Below are 22949 nucleotides of genomic sequence, written 5' to 3'. Positions count from 1 at the left end.
CCTCATTTGCACAGGCTGGTCAAGGCTCCCCCATGGGCATGATGCAACTATACACGTTCAAACCCGTTGCAATGCTCTGGAAATCTGCCTCCCATGGCGCTAAGGGCGCGGCCATGACAAACGCCGCCAGCACGATCACCCCCGAAGTTGTCGCCGCCCACGGGCTTAGCCCGGAGGAATATGACAAGGTCCTCCACGCTCTGGGTCGCGAACCCAACCTTGTGGAACTTGGCATTTTCTCGGTCATGTGGTCGGAGCATTGCTCGTACAAGTCGAGCCGCCTTCACCTTAAAAAGCTGCCGACGCAGGCCCCTTGGGTCATCTGCGGTCCCGGTGAAAACGCGGGCGTCATCGACATTGGTGATGGCCAAGCCGCCATCTTCAAGATGGAATCGCACAACCACCCTTCGTATATCGAACCTTATCAGGGCGCCGCGACCGGCGTTGGCGGCATTTTGCGCGACGTGTTCACCATGGGCGCACGGCCCGTGGCCAACATGAACGCGCTGCGCTTTGGCCGCCCCGACCACCCCAAGATGAAGCATCTGGTGCAGGGCGTTGTGGCCGGCATCGGCGGCTATGGCAATTGCGTGGGCGTGCCCACCGTTGGCGGCGAAACCAATTTCCACAAGGCCTATGACGGCAACATTCTGGTCAACGCGATGACCGTTGGCGTAGCCGACACGGACAAGATTTTCTATTCCGCCGCCACCGGCATCGGCAATCCGATCGTCTATGTCGGGTCCAAGACCGGCCGTGACGGCATTCATGGCGCCACCATGGCATCGGCCGATTTTGACGAAAAGAGCGAAGAAAAGCGCCCGACCGTACAGGTGGGCGACCCCTTCACCGAAAAGCTGCTGATCGAAGCCTGCCTTGAACTGATGGCCACCGACGCGATCGTCGCCATTCAGGACATGGGCGCGGCGGGCCTGACCTCCTCCTCGGTCGAAATGGCCACCAATGGCAAGGCCGGCATCATCCTCAACATGGACAAGGTGCCTTGCCGCGAGGAAGGCATGACGCCCTATGAAATGATGCTGAGCGAAAGCCAGGAGCGTATGCTCATGGTGCTCAAGCCCGGCAAGGAAGCCATGGCCGAAGCCATCTTCAAGAAGTGGGAACTGGACTTTGCCGTGATCGGTGAAGTGACCGACACCGGCCACATGGTCCTGACGTTCCAGGGCGAGGAAGTTGGCAACATCCCGCTCGGCCCTCTGGCCGAAGACGCGCCGCTGTATGACCGCCCGCATCTGACCCGCGAGGATTATGCGGCATGGGCCAAGGTGCCTGTTCTGGATGCGGTGCCCGAAAGCGCCGACCTGGGGGCTGACCTGCTGAAACTGGTCGCCTGCCCCGATCTGGCCTCGCGCCGCTGGATCTTTGAACAATATGACAGCCAGGTCGGCGGCGACACGCTGCAAAAATCGGGCGGCGATGCGGCGGTGGTGCGTATTCACGGCACGCAAAAGGCGCTGGCGATGAGCACCGACTGTTCGCCCCGCTATTGCTATGCCAACCCCTATGAAGGCGGCAAGCAGGCTGTGGCCGAAACGTGGCGCAACATTTGCGCGGTGGGTGCAACGCCTTTGGCGATCACCAACTGCCTCAACTTTGCCAACCCGCAGCGTCCCGAAATCATGGCGCAGATCGTGGGCTGTCTTGAAGGTATGGCGGACGCCTGCCGCGCGCTGGATTATCCCATCGTGTCGGGCAACGTCTCGCTCTACAACGAATCCAAGGCCACCGGCGGCGGCAGCGCCATTCTGCCCACCCCCGCCATTGGCGGCGTGGGCCTGATGCTGAACCACGAAAAAATGGCCACGGTGAAGTTCAAGAAGGCTGGCGACATCGTTTGGCTGATCGGCAGCGAAGGCAGCCACCTTGGCCAGTCGCTCTACATGCGCGAAATCCACGGGGTTGAGGCTGGCGCCGCGCCGCAAGTCAATCTGGACGTTGAATTGCGCAATGGCGAAAATGTGCGTCAGTTGATCAGCGATGGCGTGGCCACCGCCGTGCATGACATTTCCGATGGCGGCCTACTGGTAGCTCTGGCCGAAATGGCGATGGCGGGCGGCATTGGCGTGCAGCTTGAAGTTTCGCTCAACACCGCACAGGCCTTTGGCGAAGACCAGTCACGCTATGTCGTGACCACGGCGGCCGATATCGTGCTTGAAGGCGCGGTGCGTCTGGGCACCGTGGGCGGCGCGGATGTGGCGGGCGTGATGGTGTCCGATCTCAAGGCCGCCAATGAGGCCTTCTTCAAGGATTGGATGGAGGGCTGATTTCAGCCTCCGGCGGGCAAAGGGCCTCGGCCCTTTGCAATCCCATTTGGGGGTTGCGTGTGGCCCGCCACATCTTGCCCAATACGATGAATTAAAAAGCCTGCGGCGCATGAACCTTTTAAGGTCACCGCGCCGCAGGCTTTATTTTTGCAAGTTATAGAGAACTAGCTTCGGCACCCTATTATCGGGATTGCAAAGGGCCTAGGCCCTTTGCCCGCCGGAGGCAAATGCCCCTTTAACCCAAAACCCAATCCTTCTCCGGCACACCCAACAAGCGCAAAATCGCCGTCAGATCACCGCGATCCACCCAGCCATTGGCCGCCGCGCGAGCCTTGGGCTTGGCCTCAAACGCCACGCCATAGGCCGCCGCCTCGATCATCGGAATGTCATTGGCGCCATCGCCGGTGGCCAGAGCAACCGCCCCCTCGCCCAGCGCCGCCATTTCTTCAAGCAGCGTCGCCTTCTTAGTGCTGCTGTCGCAGATCGGGCCGTCAAGGCCACCGGTCAGCTTGCCATCCACCACGGCAAGGCGATTGGCCACCACCCGCTGAAAACCAAGCTGCTCGGCCACAGGGTCAGCGAACTGATGAAATCCCCCGGTCACCAGCACCGTCCGGCACCCCTTGGCTTTCAGCGTTTCGACCAAAACCTTGGCCCCCTTCATCGGCGCGATGCGTTGGTCGAGACAATCCTGAATCGCCTGTGCGGGCAAATCCTTGAGCAGCCCGACGCGTTCGGTCAATGCCTGCGCAAAATCCAGTTCGCCGCGCATTGCACGCTCGGTAATATCGGCCACGCGGTCCTTGATCCCCGCGAAATCGGCCAGTTCGTCGATGCATTCCGCCGAAATCATCGTCGAATCCATGTCCGAGATGAACAGCTTGGGGATGCGCACCTTGCCATCGACGATCAGCGCGTCCGACACGCCGACATGCGTATCAATCGCGGCGCGCAAAGCCTCCAGCGTCACGCCTTCGACGATGACTTCCCACACGCCGCCGGGCAATTCGCGCGCATCGGTCGACGCCGCAACATCGCTCAATTCTTCGAGCAACGTATCAATCCTTGCCGAAACGTCCTCGCCATCTGCTAATACGCGCGCAATGAGCACCGATTTATCCCTTCAAAACCTCGACGGCCCAACGGCCCGTCCATGCGTTGGCCTCATTGCAGGCCCGACCGCCAGCGGCAAGAGCGATATTGCCTTCAAACTGGCCCGCGCTCTGGAAAAGGCCGGACGCGGGGCGGTCATCGTCAATGCCGACAGCGCGCAGCTCTATTCCGACCTGCCGATCCTCTCTGCTGCCCCCTCGCAGGCCGAACTGGCCGAAATCCCCCACCGCCTATATGGCGCGTGGGACGGGGCGCAAAGCTGCTCCGCCGCCGATTGGGCAGGCCGCGCCCGCGATGAGATTGCCAAGGCGCATGATCACGGCTTGGTGCCGATCCTTGTTGGCGGAACCGGGTTGTACTTGCGCACGCTGCTTTACGGCATCGCGCCCGTGCCCGACATTGCGCCCGATGTGCGTGAAACGGTGCGCGCCATGCCGGTGGCTTTGGCCCATGCCGAACTGGCCCGTCTGGACCCCGAACGCGCCGCCACGCTTCACGCCAATGACACCACCCGCGTCCATCGCGCGTTGGAGGTCGTGCTGTCGACGGGACAGACGCTCGGCCACTGGCAACAAAGGCTGGAAGGCGGGATTGGCGACAGGATCACGCTGGCGCCGCTGGTTCTGCTGCCGGATCGGGACTGGCTCTATGAACGTTGTGATCGACGGTTCGGCCTGATGGTGGAACAGGGCGCGTTGGACGAAGTGGAACGTCTTTTGGCGCGGGGACTCGACTCTGACCTGCCGGTGATGCGGGCGATTGGCGTATCCTCGCTGGCAAAATTCTTGCGCAGGGAAGCCGATCTGGACGAGGCCATCGCCGATGGAGCGCAGGCCACGCGCAATTATGCGAAACGCCAATATACATGGTTCCGGCACCAGCCGCCGCCCCATTGGATACGCAAAACAGACACAAATTTCGCACTGGAAAAGCATTTTGATATTTTATTTCACGATTAATGCTTGACGAGACATTTTGCGTCACCTAGAGCCCCTCCCGTCACCGACGGGCGGATAGGCATCTGTTTGCCTGTCGGTGGGGCATGATGGGGTTACCCCTCGCGAAATGGCTGAATTTCGCGGGCTGGTCTCCATTTCCCCTCTTGCGCAGCAGGCCAAGCTTGGCCATGGCCGCGCGATTGTCATGAGCACACACCCATATGCGGTGGAGCCCGGTGGCCCCACAACGGCCGCAAACATTGTGATAGAAGGATGTATTCCCGTGAGCCAAGAGCTGAGCGGTGCGCAAATTCTGGTTGAAAGCCTCGCCCGTCAGGGGGTCGAATGCGTATTCGGCTATCCGGGCGGCGCTGTGCTACCCATTTACGACGCGTTGTTTAACGACGCCCGTCTGCGCCACATCCTTGTCCGTCACGAAGCGGGCGCGGCGCACGCCGCCGAAGGCTATGCGCGTTCGACCGGCAAGCCCGGCGTTGTGCTGGTCACATCCGGCCCCGGCGCGACCAATGCGGTCACGGGCATTGCCGACGCTTTCCTCGATTCGATCCCGCTGGTGGTCATCACTGGGCAAGTCGGCACGCCGCTGATCGGTTCGGACGCGTTTCAGGAAGCCGATACGGTCGGCATCACGCGCCACTGTTGCAAGCACAATTATCTGGTCAAGGATCCGGCCGATCTGGCCAAGGTGATCGACGAGGCGTTCCAGATCGCGACGACCGGCCGCCCCGGCCCGGTTGTCATCGACATCCCCAAGGACGTCCAGATCGCCAGCGCGAATTTCCCCGAAGGCCCGGTTCAGCGCCGCAACCGCTATCAACCGCGTCTGGCGGGCAGCGAGAGCGAAATCGCTCAGGCCGTCGAATTGCTGGCCAATGCCAAGGCCCCGGTTCTCTACACCGGTGGCGGCGTGATCAATTCGGGGCCGCGCGCCACCGAACTGCTGCGTCAGTTGCAGGCGATGACCGGCGCGCCCGTCACATCCACGTTGATGGGTCTGGGCGCGTTCCCGGCCGATCACGACGACTGGTTGGGCATGTTGGGCATGCATGGCACGTATGAGGCCAACTGGGCGATGAATCAGGCCGACCTGATCCTTTGCGTCGGCGCCCGCTGGGATGACCGCGTGACGGGCCGCCTGGACGCGTTTGCACCCAATTCGACCAAGATCCACATCGACATCGACCGCGCCAGCATCAACAAGACCGTGCGCGTCGATCTGCCCATCATCGGCGATTGCGCGACCGTTCTGGCCCAGATCATCGAGGCGTGGGGCGACCGCAAGGCGCAGGATCTGTCGGCATGGCACGAACGCGTCAAGAGCTGGAAGGCCAAGAAGAGCCTGTCCTATCCGCGCTACTCCAGCACGATTGCCCCGCAATATGCGATCGAACGCCTGTTCGAGCTGACCAAGGACCGCGATCCGGTCATCAGCACCGAGGTTGGCCAGCATCAGATGTGGGCGGCCCAGTATTTCCACTTCTTCGGCCCCAACAAGTGGCTGACCAGCGGTGGTCTGGGCACGATGGGCTATGGCCTGCCCGCCGCTATCGGTGCGCAATTGGGCAATCCCGACAGCCTGGTGATCGACATTGCCGGTGACGCCTCGATCCAGATGAACATTCAGGAACTGGGCACCGCCACGCAATATCGCCTGCCGGTCAAGGTCTTCATTCTGAACAACGAATGGATGGGCATGGTCCGCCAGTGGCAGGAACTGACCTATGAAAGCCGTTATTCGAACAGCTATTCGGACAGTCTGCCCGATTTCGTGAAGCTGGCCGAAGCCTATGGCTGGAAGGGTATCCGCATCCAGAACGAAAGCGAACTGGACGCAGGGATTCAGGCGATGATCGACCATCCGGGTCCGGTGATCGTGGATTGCTGTGTTCACAAGGAAACCAATTGCTTCCCGATGATCCCCTCGGGCGCGGCGCATACGGACATGATCCTTTACGGCGATGATGTCGCCGGGATCATGGACGATGAAGCCAAGGCGCTGGTGTAAGGAGGGCGAGAGAGATGATGAAGATCAAACACGCCGCCGAGGAACGCCACGTTCTGATGCTGGTGGTCGACAATGAGGCGGGTATTTTGGCCAAGATCGCGGGGCTTTTCACCGCGCGCGGCTATAATATCGACAGCCTGACCGTGTCGGAAATTACCGAGGATCATACGACCAGCCGCATCACCATCGTGACGCATGGCCCTCCCGCGGTGATCGACCAGATCCATGCGCAGCTTGACCGTCTTGTGCCCGTGCACAAGGTGATCGATCTGACCACCGAAGGCCCTTATGTCGAGCGTGAACTGGCGCTGGTGAAGGTGGTGGGCAAGGGTGAGAACCGCGTCGAGGCGCTGCGCCTTGCCGATGTGTTCCGCGCGCGCCCGGTTGATACGACCACGCAGAGCTTTGTGTTCGAACTGACCGGTACGCCCGACAAGATCGACATGTTCGTCAGCCTGATGAACGAGCTTGGCCTTGTCGAAACCGCCCGTACGGGTGTGGTCGGCATGGTTCGCGGCACGCGCCGCTCCTGAAATCTTGACCGGAGCGGCACTCTGATGCAGATGCCGCGCCAAATTTGAAACCCGCCGCTTAACCGTGGCACAACCTGTCCAGCCCCTTGGAAGCGCCAAGCGCGGGGGCATGCAAGGGGAATTGCAGTGAAGGTCTATTACGACGCCGACGCCGATCTGAACCTGATCGTCAACAAGAAGATCGCCATCCTCGGCTATGGTTCGCAGGGCCACGCCCATGCGCAGAACCTGCGCGATTCGGGCGTCAAGGAAGTGGCCATTGCGCTGCGTCCCGGTTCGGCCTCGGCCGCCAAGGCGGAAGGCGCCGGCTTCAAGGTTCTCTCGAACGCTGACGCCGCTGCCTGGGCCGACGTTCTCATGATCCTTGCTCCTGACGAACATCAGGCTGCAATCTATGCGGCTGACCTGCACGCCAATCTGAAGCCGGGCGCTGCGCTGGCTTTCGCTCACGGTCTGAACATCCACTTCGGCCTGATCGAACCGCGCGCTGACATCGACGTCATCATGATCGCCCCCAAGGGTCCGGGCCACACCGTGCGCGGCGAATATGTGAAGGGCGGCGGCGTGCCCTGCCTGGTTGCCATCCACCAGAACGTGACCGGCAATGCCCATGACATCGCTCTGGCCTATGCGTCGGGCGTTGGCGGCGGCCGTTCGGGCATCATCGAAACCAACTTCCGCGAAGAATGCGAAACCGACCTGTTCGGTGAACAGGCCGTGCTTTGCGGCGGCACCACCGCGCTGGTTCAGGCCGGTTTTGAAACGCTGGTCGAAGCCGGTTATGCGCCGGAAATGGCCTATTTCGAATGCCTCCACGAACTGAAGCTGATCGTCGACCTGATGTATGAAGGCGGCATCGCCAACATGCGTTACTCGATCTCGAACACCGCCGAATATGGCGACATCGTGACCGGTCCGCGCATCATCACCGAAGAAACGAAGAAGGAAATGAAGCGCGTTCTGGAAGACATCCAGTCGGGCCGCTTTGTGAAGAACTTCGTCCTCGACAACCGCGCAGGGCAACCCGAACTGAAGGCTTCGCGTATCGCCGCCAAGCGTCACCAGATCGAAGAAACCGGTTCGAAGCTGCGCGCCATGATGCCCTGGATCGGCGCCAACAAGCTGGTTGACCAGTCGAAGAACTGATCCGTTCTTCCTGATCGCGACGCTTGATCGCAAAGGAGGCGCGCCCGGCATCTTGCCCGGCGCGCTTTCTTGTTTATGGCTGGCGAGCATGACGGAGAGCGAGCAACATATCCTTATCTGTTTCCACGATTTCAACCGGGGCGGTACGGAACGGATCGCCCTTGGCATGGCTAAACGCTGGCTGGATCAGGGGCGGCGGGTGACAATCCTGTGCGGTGCGCGCATGGGGGGGCTGGAAGATACTGTCGACCCGCGCATCGAAGTCGTCGAACTTGAACCGCCCCTGCCCCGCAGCCTGACCTCACGGCTGCGTCTGGGCCCCGCAATGGCCCCTTATGTCGCGCGAATTGCGCCCGACGTGATTTTCCTTCCGGGCAATTTTCATTTCCCGCTGATCCCGGCTCTGGCCAAGGTGCGTGGGCGCGCGGCACTGGTGGCCAAGATTTCCAATCCCGCCGTGCCGCAAGGGATCGTGGCTGGCCCGGTTCGCTGGCTGCTTCGCCGGTTTGCGCGGCATCTCGACGGGTTTGCGGCGATGAACCGGGGGTTGGAGAGCGAGATCCGCGCCATTGCGCCATGGGTCAATGTCTCGACGCTTTACGATCCGGTCTATCTGGCCGAAGCGCAATTACCGATGCCGCGCCTGGCCAAGGACCGTCTCGAAATCGTGTGGGCGGGGCGATTTGAGCCGCAAAAGGACGCGCCCCTTGCCCTGCGCACCATCGCCGCGTTGAACCAGACCAGCCGCGCCCGCCTGACCATGCTGGGCGAAGGCTATCTGCGGCCCAAGATGGAAAGGCTGGCGCAAAGCATGGGCCTTGGCGACAAGGTCCGCTTTATGGGCCATGTCCCGGCCATCGACCCGTTTTTGCATGATGCCGACGCCTTTTTCGTGTCCAGTTCCTTCGAAGGCGGACCCGCCGTCGCCGTCGAGGCATTGGCCCATGGCGTGCCGGTCGTTTCGACTGATTGCTCCTTCTTCCTGCGCGACATCATGACCATTCCCGAAGCGGGCCTGATCGTCCCCAGCCGCCGCCCCGATGAACTGGCGCAAGCCCTGCTGGCCGTGGCCGAGGCACCCCGCCCCGACCCCTTGGTTTTGCGCCCGCTTATCGCGCATCTGGCGGCCGATGTTTGCGCCGACGCCTATCTGGCATGGTTTGACGCCTGCGTGGCCCAGCGCCGCACTTAAGGCCCATTCCCGCCAATCAAGGCTTTACTTCACGCATCGTTGGGGGCATAGGCGAGGCCATGATCACTCAGCTGGACCTTACCCTGCGACTTATCCGCCCTTGGGCGTGAGCTGGCGTGCCGGTTGAGCGCGCGCGGCGCTCAAGGGAGCAACCTTCGAAGCCACAAGTCGCATAATCCAGCCTACACGAGATCCTGACATGACCATGCTGAAAGACCCCTCGGTCAAGTATCGCCCCTTTCCCACGATCAACATCCCCGATCGCACCTGGCCGTCCAAGGTTATCGAGAAAGCCCCTCGTTGGCTCTCGACCGACCTGCGCGATGGCAATCAGTCGTTGATCGACCCGATGGGCGCGGAAAAGAAGAACCGCTTCTTCGATCTGCTGCTCAAGGTGGGCCTGAAGGAAATCGAGGTTGGTTTCCCCAGCGCGGGCGCGACCGAATATGACTTCATCCGCGGTCTGGTCGATCAGGGTCGTGTGCCCGATGACGTGCTGATTCAGGTTTTGACTCAGGCGCGCGAAGACCTGATCAAAACCTCGTTCGAATCGCTGGCGGGCATCCATTCGGCCATCGTCCATGTTTACAACGCCGTCTCGCCGCTGTGGCGCAATGTGGTGTTCGGCATGGAAAAGCCGCAGGTACGCGGGATCGCTGAAAACGCCGCCAAGCTGCTGCGCGACAATGCCGCGCGCTTCCCCCAGACCAAGTGGCAGTTCGAATATAGCCCTGAAACCTTCTCCACCGCCGAGCTGGATTTCAGCATCGAGTGCTGCGAGGCGGTGATGAACATTCTCCAGCCCACGCCAGAGAATCCGATCATCCTGAACCTGCCCGCGACGGTCGAATGCGCGACGCCCAACGTTTACGCGGATCAGATCGAATATTTCTGCCGCAACCTGCCCAATCGTGAAAGCGCGGTGATTTCGCTGCACACGCATAATGACCGTGGCACCGGCGTTGCGGCGGCCGAACTGGGCCTGATGGCGGGCGCGGACCGCGTCGAAGGCTGTCTGTTCGGCAATGGTGAGCGCACCGGCAATTGCTGTCTGGTGACGGTTGCCATGAACATGTACACGCAGGGCGTTGCGCCGGGTCTGGACTTCTCGGACATCGATGAAGTCATCCAGACGGTCGAATATTGCAACCAACTGCCCGTGGCCGAACGCCACCCTTATGGCGGCGAGCTGGTCTTCACGGCCTTTTCGGGCAGCCATCAGGACGCGATCAAGAAGGGCTTTGCGGCGCAAGAAGCGCGCAACGACCAACTCTGGGCCGTGCCCTATCTGCCCATCGATCCTGCCGATCTGGGCCGCTCGTATGAGGCCGTCATCCGCGTCAACTCGCAGAGCGGCAAGGGCGGCTTTGCATGGGTGCTGGAGCAGGATCAGGGCCTGAAGCTGCCCAAGAAGATGCAGGCGCATTTCAGCCGGCATGTGCAGGAATTGGCCGATCAATTGGGCCGTGAACTGGTGGCGGGCGACATCTGGGACGTGTTCCAGCGCGTCTATTACGTCAACGATCCACAGCACCTGCAACTGGTCGATTACGAAGAAGCCCGCGCCGCCGATGGCACCCGCGTCTTCGCCGGCAAGATCGGCGTCGATGGTCAGGAGCGCAGCGTTTCTGGGCGCGGCAATGGCCTGATCTCCTCGGTGGTCGCCACGCTGGCAGAACATTTCGGGGTCGAAATCTCGGTGAAGGATTATTCCGAACACGCCTTGTCCGCCGGGTCGGAAGCCAAGGCTGCGGCCTATATCGAGGCTGTGACGCCCGATGGCCAGACCGTATGGGGCGTTGGCCTCGACAATGACATCGCCACCGCATCGGTACGCGCGGTGCTGAGCGCGGCCAATGCGTTGAAGAAGGCCTGATCCACCAACAGCCTTTCATTTAGACAAGCAGGCCGGGGAGCGATCCCCGGCCTTTCTCTTTGCCCGAAGCCTTCACGGCCGCTCGACCACACCGACACAGCGCCCAAAAGAAAAGGCGCCCCAAGCCTTTCAGCCGGGGCGCCCTGTCTTTTAGCCAAAGCTCTGCTTAGCGATAGCAGACCTTCTTCACCGCCTCGATGATACGGGGCGTGTTGATCAGCGCGGCCTTTTCGAGGTTCGCCGCATAGGGCAGCGGAACGTCTTCATTGCACACGCGGACCACCGGCGCGTCGAGATAGTCGAACCCGTCTTCCATCGCGATGGCCGCGATTTCCGAAGCGATCGAGCAAGTCGGCCAGCCTTCTTCGGCCACGACGATGCGGTTGGTCTTGGCCAGCGAGGCCAGAACCGTTTCCTTGTCGAGCGGACGCAACGTGCGAAGGTCGATGACTTCTGCATCGATGCCATCGGCGGCCAGCGCTTCAGCGGCTTCCAGAGCCAGACCCACGCCGATCGAATAGGACACGATGGTCACGTCCTTGCCCTCACGCATGATGCGGGCCTTGCCGATGGGCAGAACGTGGTCGTCCAGTTCGGGCAGTTCGAAAGAACGGCCATAGATCAGCTCGTTTTCAAGGAAAACGACCGGATCTTCGCTGCGGATGGCGGCCTTGAGCAGGCCCTTGGCGTCCGAAGCGTCATAGGGCGCGATCACGATCAGACCGGGCACGTTGGCATACCACGGACCATAGTTCTGCGAGTGCTGGGCACCCACGCGGCTGGCCGCGCCGTTCGGGCCACGGAACACCACCGGGCAACGCATCTGGCCGCCCGACATATAGTTGGTCTTGGCCGCCGAGTTGATGATGTGGTCAATCGCCTGCATGGCGAAGTTGAACGTCATGAACTCGATCACCGGGCGCAGACCGCCCATGGCGGCGCCAGTACCGATACCGGCAAAACCATATTCGGTGATCGGCGTGTCGATGACGCGCTTGGGACCGAATTCGGCCAGCAGGCCCTGAGTCACCTTATAGGCGCCCTGATATTCGGCAACTTCTTCACCCATCACGAAGACGCGCGGATCGCGGCGCATTTCTTCGGCCATGGCGTCACGCAGCGCGTCACGAACGGTCGAAGTCTTCATGTTGGTGCCATGGGGCACAACCGGATCGGCCGGACGGGGCGCAGCAGCAGGCGCCGCCACCGAAGCAGCAGCAGCCGGAACGGCCGCGGCAGCAGGAGCCGAAGCAGCGGGCGCCGCCTCACCTTCGCCGCCGATCAGCGCGATGACCGTGCCGACCTTCACGCCTTCGGTGCCTTCGGCGATCAGGATCGAACCGATGGTGCCTTCGTCCACCGCTTCAAATTCCATCGTCGCCTTGTCGGTTTCGATTTCGGCCAGGATATCGCCCGACTTCACTTCGTCGCCAACCTTGACCAGCCACTTGGCCAGCTTGCCCTCTTCCATGGTGGGCGAGAGAGCGGGCATTTTAAGTTCAATCGCCATCTCAGTAAGTCTCCACCAGAACGTCGGTATAAAGCTCGTTCATTGCCGGTTCGGGCGAATTTTCCGCAAAATCGGCCGCTTCGGTGCAGATGGTGCGGATGCGCTTTTCGATTTCCTTGAGCTTTTCCTCAGGGATGCCGCGATCCAGCAGGTCCTTCTTGGCCGCTTCGATCGGGTCGCGGTGGTCGCGCACGTCCTGCACTTCTTCACGGCTGCGATATTTCGCAGGGTCCGACATCGAGTGGCCGCGATAGCGATAGGTGTTGAGTTCCATCAGCACCGGGCCATTGCCGGCGCGGACATATTCGACCGCGACGTTGGCTGCGCTGCGCACTTCCAGAACGTCCATGCCGTTCACGTCCATGCCGGGGATGCGGAAAGCCGCGCCGCGACGGTGGAAATGCGTTTCGGCCGACGAACGGTTGACCGCCGTGCCCATCGCGTACTGGTTGTTTTCCACAACAAAGATGATCGGCAGGTTCCAGAGAGCCGCCATATTGAAGCTCTCGTAAACCTGACCCTGGTTGGCCGCACCGTCGCCGAAATAGGCAACGCACAGGCCGTTGTCTTCGTTATATTGATGCGCAAAGGCCAGACCCGCGCCCAGCGACACCTGCGCGCCCACGATGCCGTGGCCGCCATAGAACTTGTGGCTGGTCGAGAACATGTGCATCGAACCGCCCTTGCCGCGGCTGATACCAGCTTCGCGGCCCGTCAGTTCGGCCATGATGACCTTGGGGTCGATGCCATAGGCCAGCATGTGACCATGGTCACGATAGCCGGTGATCACGCTGTCGTGACCTTCCTTGAGCGCCGACTGAATGCCGACGGCAACGGCTTCCTGACCGATGTAAAGGTGGCAGAAGCCCCCGATCAGGCCCAAGCCGTACAATTGGCCCGCGCGTTCTTCGAATCGGCGGATGAGCACCATCTGCTCGTAGAAATGCAGCAATTCCTCATCGCTGGCGCCATAGCGCCGATTGGCCTCATAGGCGGCCTGAAGTGCGTTGAGGGAGTTATCGGCTGCGGCGGGTGCCGCACTCTGGTTTTTGCCGGTTCTGGCCAAGACGCTTCCCCTGAAGGTCGTTATGTTCAGCCTTGCCTATAGGAGCAACACTCCGTCCAGCAAACCGTCACATACGAATTTTGTAATGACCTGACAGCAGTTCCAATGGCCCACTTGACAGGCCACAGGAATCACCTGCCAGTCAGTTGACCATCATGATCATCTCGTCGGGATGCGCAACATTAAGATTTTTGCGCAGCAACTCTCCGGCAAGATCAGGATCGGCATGACGGGGGTCGAGCAGGTTGACGCGATTGCGCAATTCGTCCCGTTCGACCGCCAGTTTGCGGATTTCCTGCTGACGCTGCTCGAGCAAATGCCGGTTTTCACCCCAGGCCAGCAATCCGCTTGGCCCGGCAATCGCCACGGCAAGCATGACCAGAAGCAGGCAAAGGGCAAAGCCTTGTGCCAATGCTTCACGCGCTAATTTCGGCCTGTGCATTCTCTGTCGCATATTCAACAGCAATCATACTTGAGTCGCGGATTCAAGCGTGATGATGCAGGAAGCCGGGCAAAACCGACAAATTTTGCACAGTTCACCGATTTGTCCGGCGACAGCCTCCGACATGTCATAGGCAAAGACACCTAACCCTCAATTCAGCCCAACTTTGCCGGACTGGACTAGAGAATCACGGAGCATTTCGCCTCAGGCCAAAACTTCAGGATCAAACCATGTCTCAGCCCGATGCCACCACCGATCCCTATGCCGATCAGCGCAATGCGCCGCGCAACAACTTGTTGCTGTCTTCAGTATGCCGCTGGCCGATGCGGCAACTGGATGAGCGCGTGAAGATCCGCAACGTGTCGGCCACCGGGCTGATGGCGGAAGGTACGCTGGGCGCGACAGTGGGCGAAAAGGTCGTGCTGGATCTGCGCAATGTCGGCGCGATCGAGGGCATCGTGGCATGGGTTCAGAGCAACCGCTTTGGCGTGGCCTTTGCCAGCCCGATCGACCCGCTGTTGCTGCGCACGCCCGCCGAAATCACCCCGCCCCAGACCGAAACGCGCGACTATTATCAGCGCGGCCCGGTTTCAACCCTGTCGCGTCAGGATGAAACCCGACAGGACCGCCTGCGCCGAATCTGATCAGCGCGGGATCAACACCAGCGGAAAGCCATGTCGCGGGCGCAGGGTCAGACGGGCAACGACCTGCGGCCTTGCCACGCCTGCGGGAAAATCGATTCGAAAATTACGGATAATTTCGGCCAGAATCAGCGCCGCTTCCTGCTGGGCAAAGCCTGCGCCGATGCAAACCCTTTGCCCTTTGCCAAAAGGTATCCACGCATCCTTGAGCGCTTCGGCCCCTTCGGGCGTGGTAAAGCGGTCCGGGTCAAACGAGTGGGGGCATTTCCAATTACCCGGATTGCGCTGAACCAGCCAGGGGGCCACCATCATCAACTCTCCCGCCTCGATGGCCTTTTCGCGCATGGTGATGGGCGCATGAGGCGTGCGCGGCAAAAACGCCACCGGCGGATAGAGCCGCAGCGCCTCGCGATAGAGATTGCGCACGCCCTCCAACGCCTTCACATGATCAAAATCCAGCGGCGCCCCGCCCGTCACGGACTCAATTTCGGCCCATAATCTTTCCTGCATGTCGAGGCATTCGGACAAGAGATAGAGCGCCCATCCCAGCGAGGTCGCGGTCGTTTCGTGCCCGGCCAGAAAGATCAGCGCCAGTTGATCGACCAACTCCTGCGCCGTAAACGCCTGTCCGCTGACCGGATGGCGCGCATCAAGCAGCGCGTCGAGAATATCGCGCCGCTCCTGCGCCGAACCATTCGCCCGCTCGGCCACCCGCGCCTCCACCACCGGAGCGAACAGACCCCGCACCTTCTTGCCCAAACGCTGCGCCTTGCGATCAAGGCCAAATCGGGGCAATCGATAAACCCCCAGCAGATAGGCCCTTTGCGCCACGGTCTGATATTCACCAAACGCGCTATAGACCGCCTCGGACTCCGCCTCGTTCAACACGACAGAAAAGATCGTGCGAAAGATCACATCGGCGGTCACATGGGTCATCAACGGATCGACATCCATCGCCCGGCCATCGGCCTTGGCCACACATTCGCGCATCCGCACAATCAGATCATGCGTCGCCGCCGCCATCAAGGGAAAGACGCGCTTCAAATTGGTATGAACAAAGGCCGGATTGACCATGGCGCGCTGATGCGCCCATTCCTCGCCATTGCTGACAAAGACGCTGCTGCCGATCATGGGGGACAGCATGTCATGGACCATCTGATGCTTGGGAAATTCCCCCGCATCGCCCAGCACCTTTTCCACAAGGGGCATTTCGTTGACCATGAACGCCCTGCCCCCCGGCAAATGCGTCACGCCCAGCTTCATCGAATAGGCGCGGTCATAGAGCATATCGACCCAGCTTTTGAACCAGCCCAGATAGAAGCGGCGCACCAACCCCGGTTTTTTGCGCAAGGGCGTCGGATAGGGCGGCGTAAAGGGACACTCACCCATGGCGCTGGTCCTCAAATTCGGCCACTGATGCCGCCAAGGGGCGCGGTGTCGCCACCAAGCCCAAATAATCCAGCGGCGAAGGGCGATCCAATCGGCGCAGATAATCGAAATGCGTCATATGCTTGTCCCGCCTGCGTCGGGCATAATGGGTCGGTTCGCAATAGACGAACCATCGCGGTGTCATTTGCACCAATCCATCGGGCGCCTCCCGTTCCCGGCCAAGGCATGGCGGCACCAAGGGCACGCAGGCCCCATCCGTGATCGAGGCAATATCCAGCCAGCAGAACCGTCCCGCCGCCACCGTATCAAGCGCCCCCCCCAACCACGCCGCATCCCGGCGGCACGGCATCAACTGGATCACCCCGCCCAGCGTCACCAAGGCAAAATGCGACGGCATCCCGCCCCCGCGCCGGTTCAGCAATTGGGCCATGATTTGCATCGACAGGATCGTCCCGGCCGAATGGGCGATCAACAGGACCTCATCCCAATCCTGGGACAAGGCCGCGTCAATGCGCTCCACAAAACTGTCCAGACGCTCATCCAGCCCCTCCACCTCGCGCCGGGCAAAGATTGTGCTGAAAATGACGAAGCGCAAAAGCCAAAGGCTGTGCAACCTTTTCTGCAACCACAAGGCCCCGCCCCATCCCGCCACCAAGGCCAGAGGCAGCGCCAGAAGCGGCGGCATCACCAAACCCATCCCGGCCCACAGCAGCAGCGCGAAAAGAACCGGCAGCAGGATGAACAACACCCCCGGCATGAACAGAGTATAGTGAACCACGCGAGGCCAACGCCGCGCCAGTTTTGCATCGTGATTTCGGCACAAATACCAATAGGCCCGCAAACCCTGCCACAACAGCCCCGGCGGCAATTTCGCCCATGTGTCGCGGACGATATCGTCCCAAACCAGAAATTCATGATCGCCCTGACACGCGCCGCCCTCGGAATGCAGGTTCCACCCCACATTGGCGCCGCACTTTGCCCGACGGGACAGTTCGAAATGCCGACCTCGCGCCGCCTCTTTGGCCACTTCCTCGGCCAGAATGCCGTGATAGCACCGCGCGCCGCGTGGGTCATAACCCGACAGATAGAAAACTTTACGCTTGAACGGGCGCGGCGGCGGGGCATTATCCATGGCCATGACCCCGCCCCAGCGCCAATACTGTCTGTTCATGAACAGCCGCATCCGCAACCGCAATATTGGCTGCAAACGGCATGACAACGCCTATGGCATCAATGGTGGAGGCAGCGAAACCGACCGGCGCCGTGCCGATCGCGCGCTTTACGCCCACATGCGGGAAAACCGCGATCCGCTGGCCCCGCTGGTGCTGATTTTCACCCGATTGTTCGGCTGGTTCTTCTTCAATTATCATGGCAAGCCCTGGCGCGGACAACTCGTCCGCAAGCTTTTTCCGGGCTACTGAATTTGCGCGGCAAGCAACACAAAGCTTGCAACCGAAATGGCGTAAACCGGGCGCATATATGCCATTTTTAGGTGCAACAGTTCAGGCGCAAATATAGTCTGTTTTTCAGAAAAACAAAAGCAGGCCGACGCATCGTCTGGCTTTCCGATCCGCAACTTGGCGCGGTCGCCTTCACTATCAACCTATCCCTAAGCGATATGAAGGCGACCCGCTTTCTATGTCTGTTTCAGGCGGGCGCGGACACCAAAAGCCGATAGCCCACGCCCGGTTCCGTCAGGATCATCTGCGGGTCGGACGGATTGATTTCCAGCTTTTGCCGCAACATGCCGATGTACACGCGCAAATATTGCGGATCGGCCTCGGACCGGCCCCAGCCCGCCGCCAGCAGGCGTTTTTGCGTCACCACCTGTCCCGCGCTATCGGCCAACATGCGCAAAAGATTATATTCCTTGGGCGAGAGCTTGATCATCTCGCCGCGCAGGCGCACTTCCCGCGTGCCGAAATCGATGCTCAAATCGCCCAGATCAACACCTTCGGGCACCTCGATCAAATTCTGACGCCGACGCAGCGCCGAACGCACACGGGCCAGCAATTCCCCCAGAACAAAGGGTTTATCGACATAATCGTCGGCCCCTTCGTCCAGAGCGGCGATCTTTTCCGCTTCCTGATGGCGGGCCGAAATCACAATGATCGGGGTTGAGGAGGTTTCGCGGATTTTGCGGATGACCTGTTTGCCATCCATATCCGGCAGGCCCAGATCAAGCAGCACGACATCGGGATCGGCCAGCATGAAACTGGCCAAGGCCGCCGTGCCATCGCTGGCCACCGTCACCTCATGCCCGACCGCGCGCAGCGCCGGACGAAGCGCCGTCACAATGCCCACTTCATCGTCCACCAGCAGAATATGACCGCTAACCATCGTGATAGAACCGCTTCCCTTTATGCCCTGATATCCGCAGCGCCACCCGCCGAACCGACAGAGGCCTCTGCATCGTCATCATCGTCATGGGCCATGGCCCCGTCGATGTGGCTCTGATCCTGCACCATCAACGGCAAGGTGATGGTAATGCGCGTTCCGTGCCCATCACGCAGCGGGGATTCAAGCTTAATCGTACCGCCCGACGCCTGAACAAAGCCCCGGACAATCGCCAGCCCCAGCCCCGAGCCTTGCGGCACCCGCGCATCGCGGGCAAGCCGATAGAAGCGATCGAAGACTTTTTCCTGCTCGGCGGACGGGATGCCATAGCCTTCGTCGCTGATCGCGATGCTGGCGCCCTCACCTTGCGCGCTGCACTCAATCGTAATGGGCGATCCGGCGGGGCTGTAACGTATGGCATTCTGTAAAACATTGGTGACGGCCAGATCAAATAGCGTAGAATCGGTGCGCACCAGCAATTCCTGCGCCGGCATGTGCAAGGTCATGGGATGAGTCTGGCGATGCCTTTGCACCCGCCCCATAATGGCGCGCAGGCTTTCGCCAATGGGCAGGAGCGACCAGCTCAGCCCCTCCTCGCCCGCCTCCAATCGCGTCATCTGCAAAAGATTGGTCGTCAGGTCGTTGAGGCGCGCCGCCTCCTTGACGATGCCGTCGAGCAATTCATGCGACGTCTCGCGGTCAAATTGCGGGCCGAATGTCAAAAGACTGGCCGCCGAGGCGCTGATCGCGGTCAAAGGGCTGCGCAAATCATGGCTGACCGAGGCCAGCAGCGCCGATTTCAACTCCTCGGTGCGCGCATGGGCATGGGCCTCGGACAGGCGCAGCGACAGGTCTATCCGTTCCAGCGCCAGCGCAGCCATCCGACCCTGCGCCAGCATAAATCCGACCCCGCGCCCGCGCGCCGTAGCCCGGTCAAGGATCATCGCACCCACGCAGCGCTCGCCCGCCAACAGGCGGCATCCGACCAGATGCTCGTCCTCGATCCATTCCGGCTCCCACTGCATCGCCGCCCGCGCCAGATCGATCCATTCCGCTGTGGCCTGGCTGTCCCCCACCGGCACGGCGGCGCCGTCGATCATGCGATACAGCCCAATCTGTCCGGCCTGTCCGGCCAACATGCTTTCCATCAGAATCGCGTGGACCGCCTCGTCGCTGCTGGCGCTCTGCAATTGGCGCGAGAGGGAAAGGAGGCTCGCCAATTGCTGGTTCGATCGATTGGCGCGCGTCGCCTCGTCGCGCAGGCGGCCCGAGAGCAGCCCCGAAATCACCGCGCAAAGGGCAAAAACCACCGGAGGGGCAAGGTCGGTCGTCCTGCTGATCGCCAATTCAAACACCGGTTCCGACACGAAAAAGTCGAACAGCAGCGAGGACAAAAGCGCGCATAGCAGCGAGGGCATCAGCCCATAAAGCGCGCCCACCATCGACACGCCCACCACAAAGACCAGCGAAGCATAGCCTTCACCCAACCAAGGGTTGAGCAGAATGCCAACCAGCGAAAAGCCCGTCACCAGCCCCAGCGAGCAAAGGTAAGGCCATAGCGGATGCGCACGCCATGCGCCGCGATCATCGGCTATGGGCGGATCGGGCTCTGCAATAGCCTTCAGGTCAAGAGAAAGGGGGCTTTTCACGCCCCCTTTCCATTACAGAACTGTGGCCCGCGGGCAATGCCATTGGGCATAGGCCCGCGAGAGAAACAATTACACCGCCAGCGACATCGGCGACATCGCATTGCGATTACCCGCCAGTTCGCGGTTGGCCCACAGCGCGATCAACGTGGCCGCAGCACCGGAGAGCAGATAGGCCCCCGACGAGATCAACCCGTAGGTGGTCGCCAGCTTCAGCGCGATCAACGGCGCAAAGGCAGCGCCCACCAACCATGCAATATCGCTGGTCAGCGCCGAGCCGGTATAGCGATGCTGAGTCGAGAAACTGGAAGCCACAGCGCCCGACGACTGGCCAAAAGAGACGCCGAGGATGGCAAAACCGATGGTCATAAAGGCCACTTCACCCCCGGTGCCCTGACCCAGCAATTGCGGGGCAAAACCCGAAAACGCCGCAATCGCCGCCGCCGAAGCGCCCAGCACCGCACGACGCCCGAAACGGTCGGCCATATAGCCCGAAACGATGATCGCCAGCACGCCGATCATGGCCGCGCCCGTTTCGATAATCAGGAACGAGGCGGGCCGTTCAGGCGTGTTGAGCATCACATAGGAAAGCGGAAAAACCGTGACCATGTGGAACAGCGCAAAGCTGGCCAGAGGCGCCAGTGCGCCGATCAGGATGGTGCGGCCCTCTTCACGGATGGTGACGATGGCCTTTTCCGGCTGAAGATCGCGGCTTTCGAAAAGGCGAACGAATTCAGGCGATTCCACCAAACGCAGACGGGCAAACAGAGCCACCACGTTGATCGCGAAAGCAACAAAGAACGGGAAGCGCCAGCCCCAGCTGAGGAAGTCCTCGGTCGGCAGCGACGAGACGAAAAAGGCGAACATCGAGGAGGCCACGATCAGCCCCAGCGGCGCGCCCAATTGCGGCACCATCGCAAACCAGCCACGACGATCACGCGGCGCATTGAGCGCCAGCAGCGAAGCCAGACCATCCCAGCTTCCGCCCAGCGCGAACCCTTGCCCCAGACGGAACAGGGCCAGCAGCATGATCGCCCCGCTGCCCAGCGTGGCATAGCCCGGCAGGAAGGAAATCGCCGCCGTCGAACCGCCCAGCAGGAACAGCGCAATCGCCAGCTTGGCCGAGCGGCCATACAGCCGGTCAACCGTCATGAACACGAAAGTGCCCAGCGGTCGCGCGACAAAGGCCAGCGGAAAGATCGCGAAGGAGTAAAGCGTGCCCGTGTAGGCATCGGTGAATGGAAAGAAAAAGCTCGGAAATACCAGCACCGAAGCGATGGCATAGACAAAAAAGTCAAAAAATTCCGACGTGCGTCCAATGATCACGCCAATGGCGATTTCACCGGGAGAAACGTGATCGGAATGGCCAGCATGGCCCGAAACGACCCCTGCGGCCACCCCGTTTGAAACGGAGGTGGTCATATTCAGCATCCCCATAATCGGGCCGGTGTTTTCCCAAAGGAACAACCCGGCTTTTCTCTATAATTTCGCCTCCGGAAAAAGGTTCCGAAATGGACGGAAAACCGCAGATTTCAGCGCCTTTCACAGGGACTGATCAGAGACTGCATCAAAAGCGATTTGATGGCAATCAAATTGATGGGACAATATGTCCTATCGCGGTTGCAGCATGAGCCTCCTACGCGCGGGCGCCATGAGCACGCAACCCACCCCCTTTCGCCTTGTGAGCCGGCTCGGCAGCCTTGCCCTGCTCGCCTCGCTCTCCGCCTGTAGCCCGGTGGTGCTGAACCCCGCGGGCGACATTGCCAAGCAGGAAGCCAGCCTGGTGGTTACCGCCACGCTGCTGATGCTGATCATCATCATCCCAGTGATGGCGTTGACCGTTTATTTCGCATGGAAATATCGCGAAAACGCCGGCGCCCGCTACGAGCCCGAATGGCACCATTCGACCCAGCTCGAACTGGTGATCTGGGCCGCACCGCTGATGATCATCATCGCGCTCGGCTCGCTGACCTGGGTGACCACCCACACGCTTGACCCGTTCCGTCCGGTCTCGCGCATCGCAGAGGGCAAGCCCCTTGCTGCGGACGCGAAGCCGCTCGAAGTGCAGGTTGTGGCGCTGGACTGGAAATGGCTGTTTATTTATCCCGAGCAGAAGATTGCCTCGGTGAATGAACTGGCTCTGCCCGTGGATCGCCCGGTGCATTTCAGCATCTCGGCCTCCTCGGTGATGAACTCTTTCTATATCCCGGCTCTCGCTGGCCAGATTTATGCCATGCCCGGCATGAAGAGCGAATTGAACGCGGTTCTGAACAAGACCGGCACGTTTGACGGCTTCTCGGCCAACTATTCGGGCGCAGGCTTCTCGCACATGCGTTTCAAGACGCTGGGCATGACCGACGCTGATTTCAACCAGTGGGCCGCCAACATCGCCAAGGGCGCCGACAATGCCAGCGCCGGTTCGCTCGACACCGTCGCCTACCTCCAGCTGGAACAGCCCAGCGAAAAGGAACCGGTCCGTCACTTCACCGCTGTTGATGATGGTCTGTTCGACAAGGTCGTCAACCTTTGCGTCCGTCCGGGCAAGATGTGCGTGCGTGACATGATGGCGCTGGACGCTCGCGGTGGCGCGGGCAAGGCCGGCATCTATAATGTCGCCGCTCTGACCTATGACAAGAATGGCCGCGAGACGACCATCCCCGTCATCCCCGGTCGCGCCGCCCAACAGGCTGACGCTCGCACCAAGGCATTCGTTCGCGCGATCTGCGTTCCCGATGGTGTGAAGACCCCCGTTCCCGCCGCCGCTGCCAAGCTGACGCTGGCCGCCCCTGCGCGCACCCCTCTTAGCTGA

Annotated in this window: 19 protein-coding genes; 10 read left to right on the top strand and 9 right to left on the bottom strand. The window is 61.0% G+C overall.

Going from position 1 to position 22949, the window contains the following annotated elements:
- Nucleotides 1–113 precede the first annotated feature (113 nt).
- Nucleotides 114–2285, top strand: coding sequence for a phosphoribosylformylglycinamidine synthase subunit PurL (purL, locus tag AC2S2E_RS10935; RefSeq protein ID WP_486522351.1), 2172 nt, complete (start codon nt 114–116; stop codon nt 2283–2285).
- A gap of 235 nt (nt 2286–2520) precedes the next feature.
- Here purL and serB read toward each other — a convergent pair whose 3' ends face one another.
- Nucleotides 2521–3279, bottom strand: a complete 759-nt coding sequence (serB, locus tag AC2S2E_RS10930) for a phosphoserine phosphatase SerB (protein WP_486524587.1) — start codon at nt 3277–3279, stop codon at nt 2521–2523.
- Nucleotides 3280–3388: 109 nt separating this feature from the next.
- Here serB and miaA point away from each other — a divergent pair, with 109 nt between their 5' ends.
- The 6 genes from miaA to leuA all read left to right on the top strand — a co-directional run bounded on the left by miaA (nt 3389) and on the right by leuA (nt 11109).
- Nucleotides 3389–4357 (top strand): tRNA (adenosine(37)-N6)-dimethylallyltransferase MiaA, encoded by a 969-nt coding sequence (gene miaA, locus AC2S2E_RS10925; RefSeq protein ID WP_486522350.1) that lies wholly within the window; start codon nt 3389–3391, stop codon nt 4355–4357.
- Between the two features lie 262 nt (nt 4358–4619).
- Nucleotides 4620–6362, top strand: coding sequence for a biosynthetic-type acetolactate synthase large subunit (gene ilvB / locus AC2S2E_RS10920; RefSeq protein WP_486522349.1), 1743 nt, complete (start codon nt 4620–4622; stop codon nt 6360–6362).
- Between the two features lie 17 nt (nt 6363–6379).
- Complete coding sequence (ilvN, locus tag AC2S2E_RS10915; protein ID WP_476105122.1) at nt 6380–6895, top strand: acetolactate synthase small subunit; 516 nt, start codon at nt 6380–6382, stop codon at nt 6893–6895.
- A gap of 126 nt (nt 6896–7021) precedes the next feature.
- On the top strand, nt 7022–8041 hold the full coding sequence (ilvC, locus tag AC2S2E_RS10910; RefSeq protein WP_476104845.1) for a ketol-acid reductoisomerase: 1020 nt from the start codon (nt 7022–7024) through the stop codon (nt 8039–8041).
- A gap of 88 nt (nt 8042–8129) precedes the next feature.
- Nucleotides 8130–9233: a glycosyltransferase gene (locus AC2S2E_RS10905; protein ID WP_486522347.1), complete on the top strand. Its 1104-nt coding sequence runs from the start codon at nt 8130–8132 to the stop codon at nt 9231–9233.
- Between the two features lie 199 nt (nt 9234–9432).
- Nucleotides 9433–11109, top strand: coding sequence for a 2-isopropylmalate synthase (gene leuA / locus AC2S2E_RS10900; RefSeq protein WP_476104849.1), 1677 nt, complete (start codon nt 9433–9435; stop codon nt 11107–11109).
- A 166-nt stretch (nt 11110–11275) separates the two neighbouring features.
- On the opposite strand, the gene AC2S2E_RS10895 is transcribed toward leuA, so the two are convergent.
- The 3 genes from AC2S2E_RS10895 to AC2S2E_RS10885 form a co-directional block, all read right to left on the bottom strand.
- Nucleotides 11276–12619, bottom strand: a complete 1344-nt coding sequence (locus tag AC2S2E_RS10895; RefSeq protein WP_486522346.1) for a pyruvate dehydrogenase complex E1 component subunit beta — start codon at nt 12617–12619, stop codon at nt 11276–11278.
- Between the two features lies 1 nt (nt 12620).
- A complete protein-coding gene (gene pdhA / locus AC2S2E_RS10890; protein ID WP_476104853.1) occupies nt 12621–13685 on the bottom strand; it encodes a pyruvate dehydrogenase (acetyl-transferring) E1 component subunit alpha in 1065 nt (354 codons plus the stop codon).
- Between the two features lie 142 nt (nt 13686–13827).
- Entirely contained in the window at nt 13828–14139 is a 312-nt protein-coding gene (locus AC2S2E_RS10885; RefSeq protein ID WP_476104855.1) for an FtsB family cell division protein, read from the bottom strand.
- A gap of 218 nt (nt 14140–14357) precedes the next feature.
- On the opposite strand from AC2S2E_RS10885, the gene AC2S2E_RS10880 reads away from it, so the two are divergent.
- On the top strand, nt 14358–14771 hold the full coding sequence (locus tag AC2S2E_RS10880; protein WP_476104856.1) for a PilZ domain-containing protein: 414 nt from the start codon (nt 14358–14360) through the stop codon (nt 14769–14771).
- Here AC2S2E_RS10880 and AC2S2E_RS10875 read toward each other — a convergent pair whose 3' ends face one another.
- Complete coding sequence (locus AC2S2E_RS10875; protein ID WP_486522345.1) at nt 14772–16157, bottom strand: cytochrome P450; 1386 nt, start codon at nt 16155–16157, stop codon at nt 14772–14774.
- Entirely contained in the window at nt 16150–17328 is a 1179-nt protein-coding gene (locus AC2S2E_RS10870; protein ID WP_486522344.1) for a hypothetical protein, read from the bottom strand. Before AC2S2E_RS10870 ends, AC2S2E_RS10875 begins: the two co-directional genes overlap by 8 nt.
- Between AC2S2E_RS10870 and AC2S2E_RS10865 the strand changes: the two genes are divergently transcribed.
- Complete coding sequence (locus tag AC2S2E_RS10865; RefSeq protein ID WP_486522343.1) at nt 17327–17578, top strand: hypothetical protein; 252 nt, start codon at nt 17327–17329, stop codon at nt 17576–17578. The two genes, AC2S2E_RS10870 and AC2S2E_RS10865, sit on opposite strands and share 2 nt — an antisense overlap.
- A 226-nt stretch (nt 17579–17804) precedes the next feature.
- Here AC2S2E_RS10865 and AC2S2E_RS10860 read toward each other — a convergent pair whose 3' ends face one another.
- The 3 genes from AC2S2E_RS10860 to AC2S2E_RS10850 all read right to left on the bottom strand — a co-directional run bounded on the left by AC2S2E_RS10860 (nt 17805) and on the right by AC2S2E_RS10850 (nt 21562).
- Complete coding sequence (locus AC2S2E_RS10860) at nt 17805–18497, bottom strand: response regulator transcription factor (protein WP_476104862.1); 693 nt, start codon at nt 18495–18497, stop codon at nt 17805–17807.
- Nucleotides 18498–18517: 20 nt separating this feature from the next.
- Nucleotides 18518–20143, bottom strand: coding sequence for an ATP-binding protein (locus AC2S2E_RS10855; protein ID WP_486522341.1), 1626 nt, complete (start codon nt 20141–20143; stop codon nt 18518–18520).
- 69 nt (nt 20144–20212) lie between these two features.
- Nucleotides 20213–21562, bottom strand: coding sequence for an MFS transporter (locus AC2S2E_RS10850; RefSeq protein WP_486522339.1), 1350 nt, complete (start codon nt 21560–21562; stop codon nt 20213–20215).
- A gap of 229 nt (nt 21563–21791) precedes the next feature.
- Here AC2S2E_RS10850 and cyoA point away from each other — a divergent pair, with 229 nt between their 5' ends.
- Complete coding sequence (gene cyoA / locus AC2S2E_RS10845) at nt 21792–22949, top strand: ubiquinol oxidase subunit II (protein WP_486522338.1); 1158 nt, start codon at nt 21792–21794, stop codon at nt 22947–22949.

The sequence above is a fragment of the Novosphingobium sp. 550D genome (assembly GCF_057401885.1).
This window is presented reverse-complemented; position numbering and strand designations above follow the sequence as displayed.

Coding starts and splice junctions, on each gene's coding strand:
- purL (WP_486522351.1), top strand. CDS start 114: ATGACAAACGCCGCCAGCACGATCACCCCCGAAGTTGTCGCCGCCCAC.
- miaA (WP_486522350.1), top strand. CDS start 3,389: ATGAGCACCGATTTATCCCTTCAAAACCTCGACGGCCCAACGGCCCGT.
- ilvN (WP_476105122.1), top strand. CDS start 6,380: ATGAAGATCAAACACGCCGCCGAGGAACGCCACGTTCTGATGCTGGTG.
- AC2S2E_RS10905 (WP_486522347.1), top strand. CDS start 8,130: ATGACGGAGAGCGAGCAACATATCCTTATCTGTTTCCACGATTTCAAC.
- leuA (WP_476104849.1), top strand. CDS start 9,433: ATGACCATGCTGAAAGACCCCTCGGTCAAGTATCGCCCCTTTCCCACG.
- AC2S2E_RS10895 (WP_486522346.1), bottom strand. CDS start 12,619: ATGGCGATTGAACTTAAAATGCCCGCTCTCTCGCCCACCATGGAAGAG.
- AC2S2E_RS10885 (WP_476104855.1), bottom strand. CDS start 14,139: ATGCGACAGAGAATGCACAGGCCGAAATTAGCGCGTGAAGCATTGGCA.
- AC2S2E_RS10880 (WP_476104856.1), top strand. CDS start 14,358: ATGTCTCAGCCCGATGCCACCACCGATCCCTATGCCGATCAGCGCAAT.
- AC2S2E_RS10875 (WP_486522345.1), bottom strand. CDS start 16,157: ATGGGTGAGTGTCCCTTTACGCCGCCCTATCCGACGCCCTTGCGCAAA.
- AC2S2E_RS10865 (WP_486522343.1), top strand. CDS start 17,327: ATGAACAGCCGCATCCGCAACCGCAATATTGGCTGCAAACGGCATGAC.
- AC2S2E_RS10870 (WP_486522344.1), bottom strand. CDS start 17,328: ATGAACAGACAGTATTGGCGCTGGGGCGGGGTCATGGCCATGGATAAT.
- AC2S2E_RS10860 (WP_476104862.1), bottom strand. CDS start 18,497: ATGGTTAGCGGTCATATTCTGCTGGTGGACGATGAAGTGGGCATTGTG.
- AC2S2E_RS10850 (WP_486522339.1), bottom strand. CDS start 21,562: ATGACCACCTCCGTTTCAAACGGGGTGGCCGCAGGGGTCGTTTCGGGC.
- cyoA (WP_486522338.1), top strand. CDS start 21,792: ATGAGCACGCAACCCACCCCCTTTCGCCTTGTGAGCCGGCTCGGCAGC.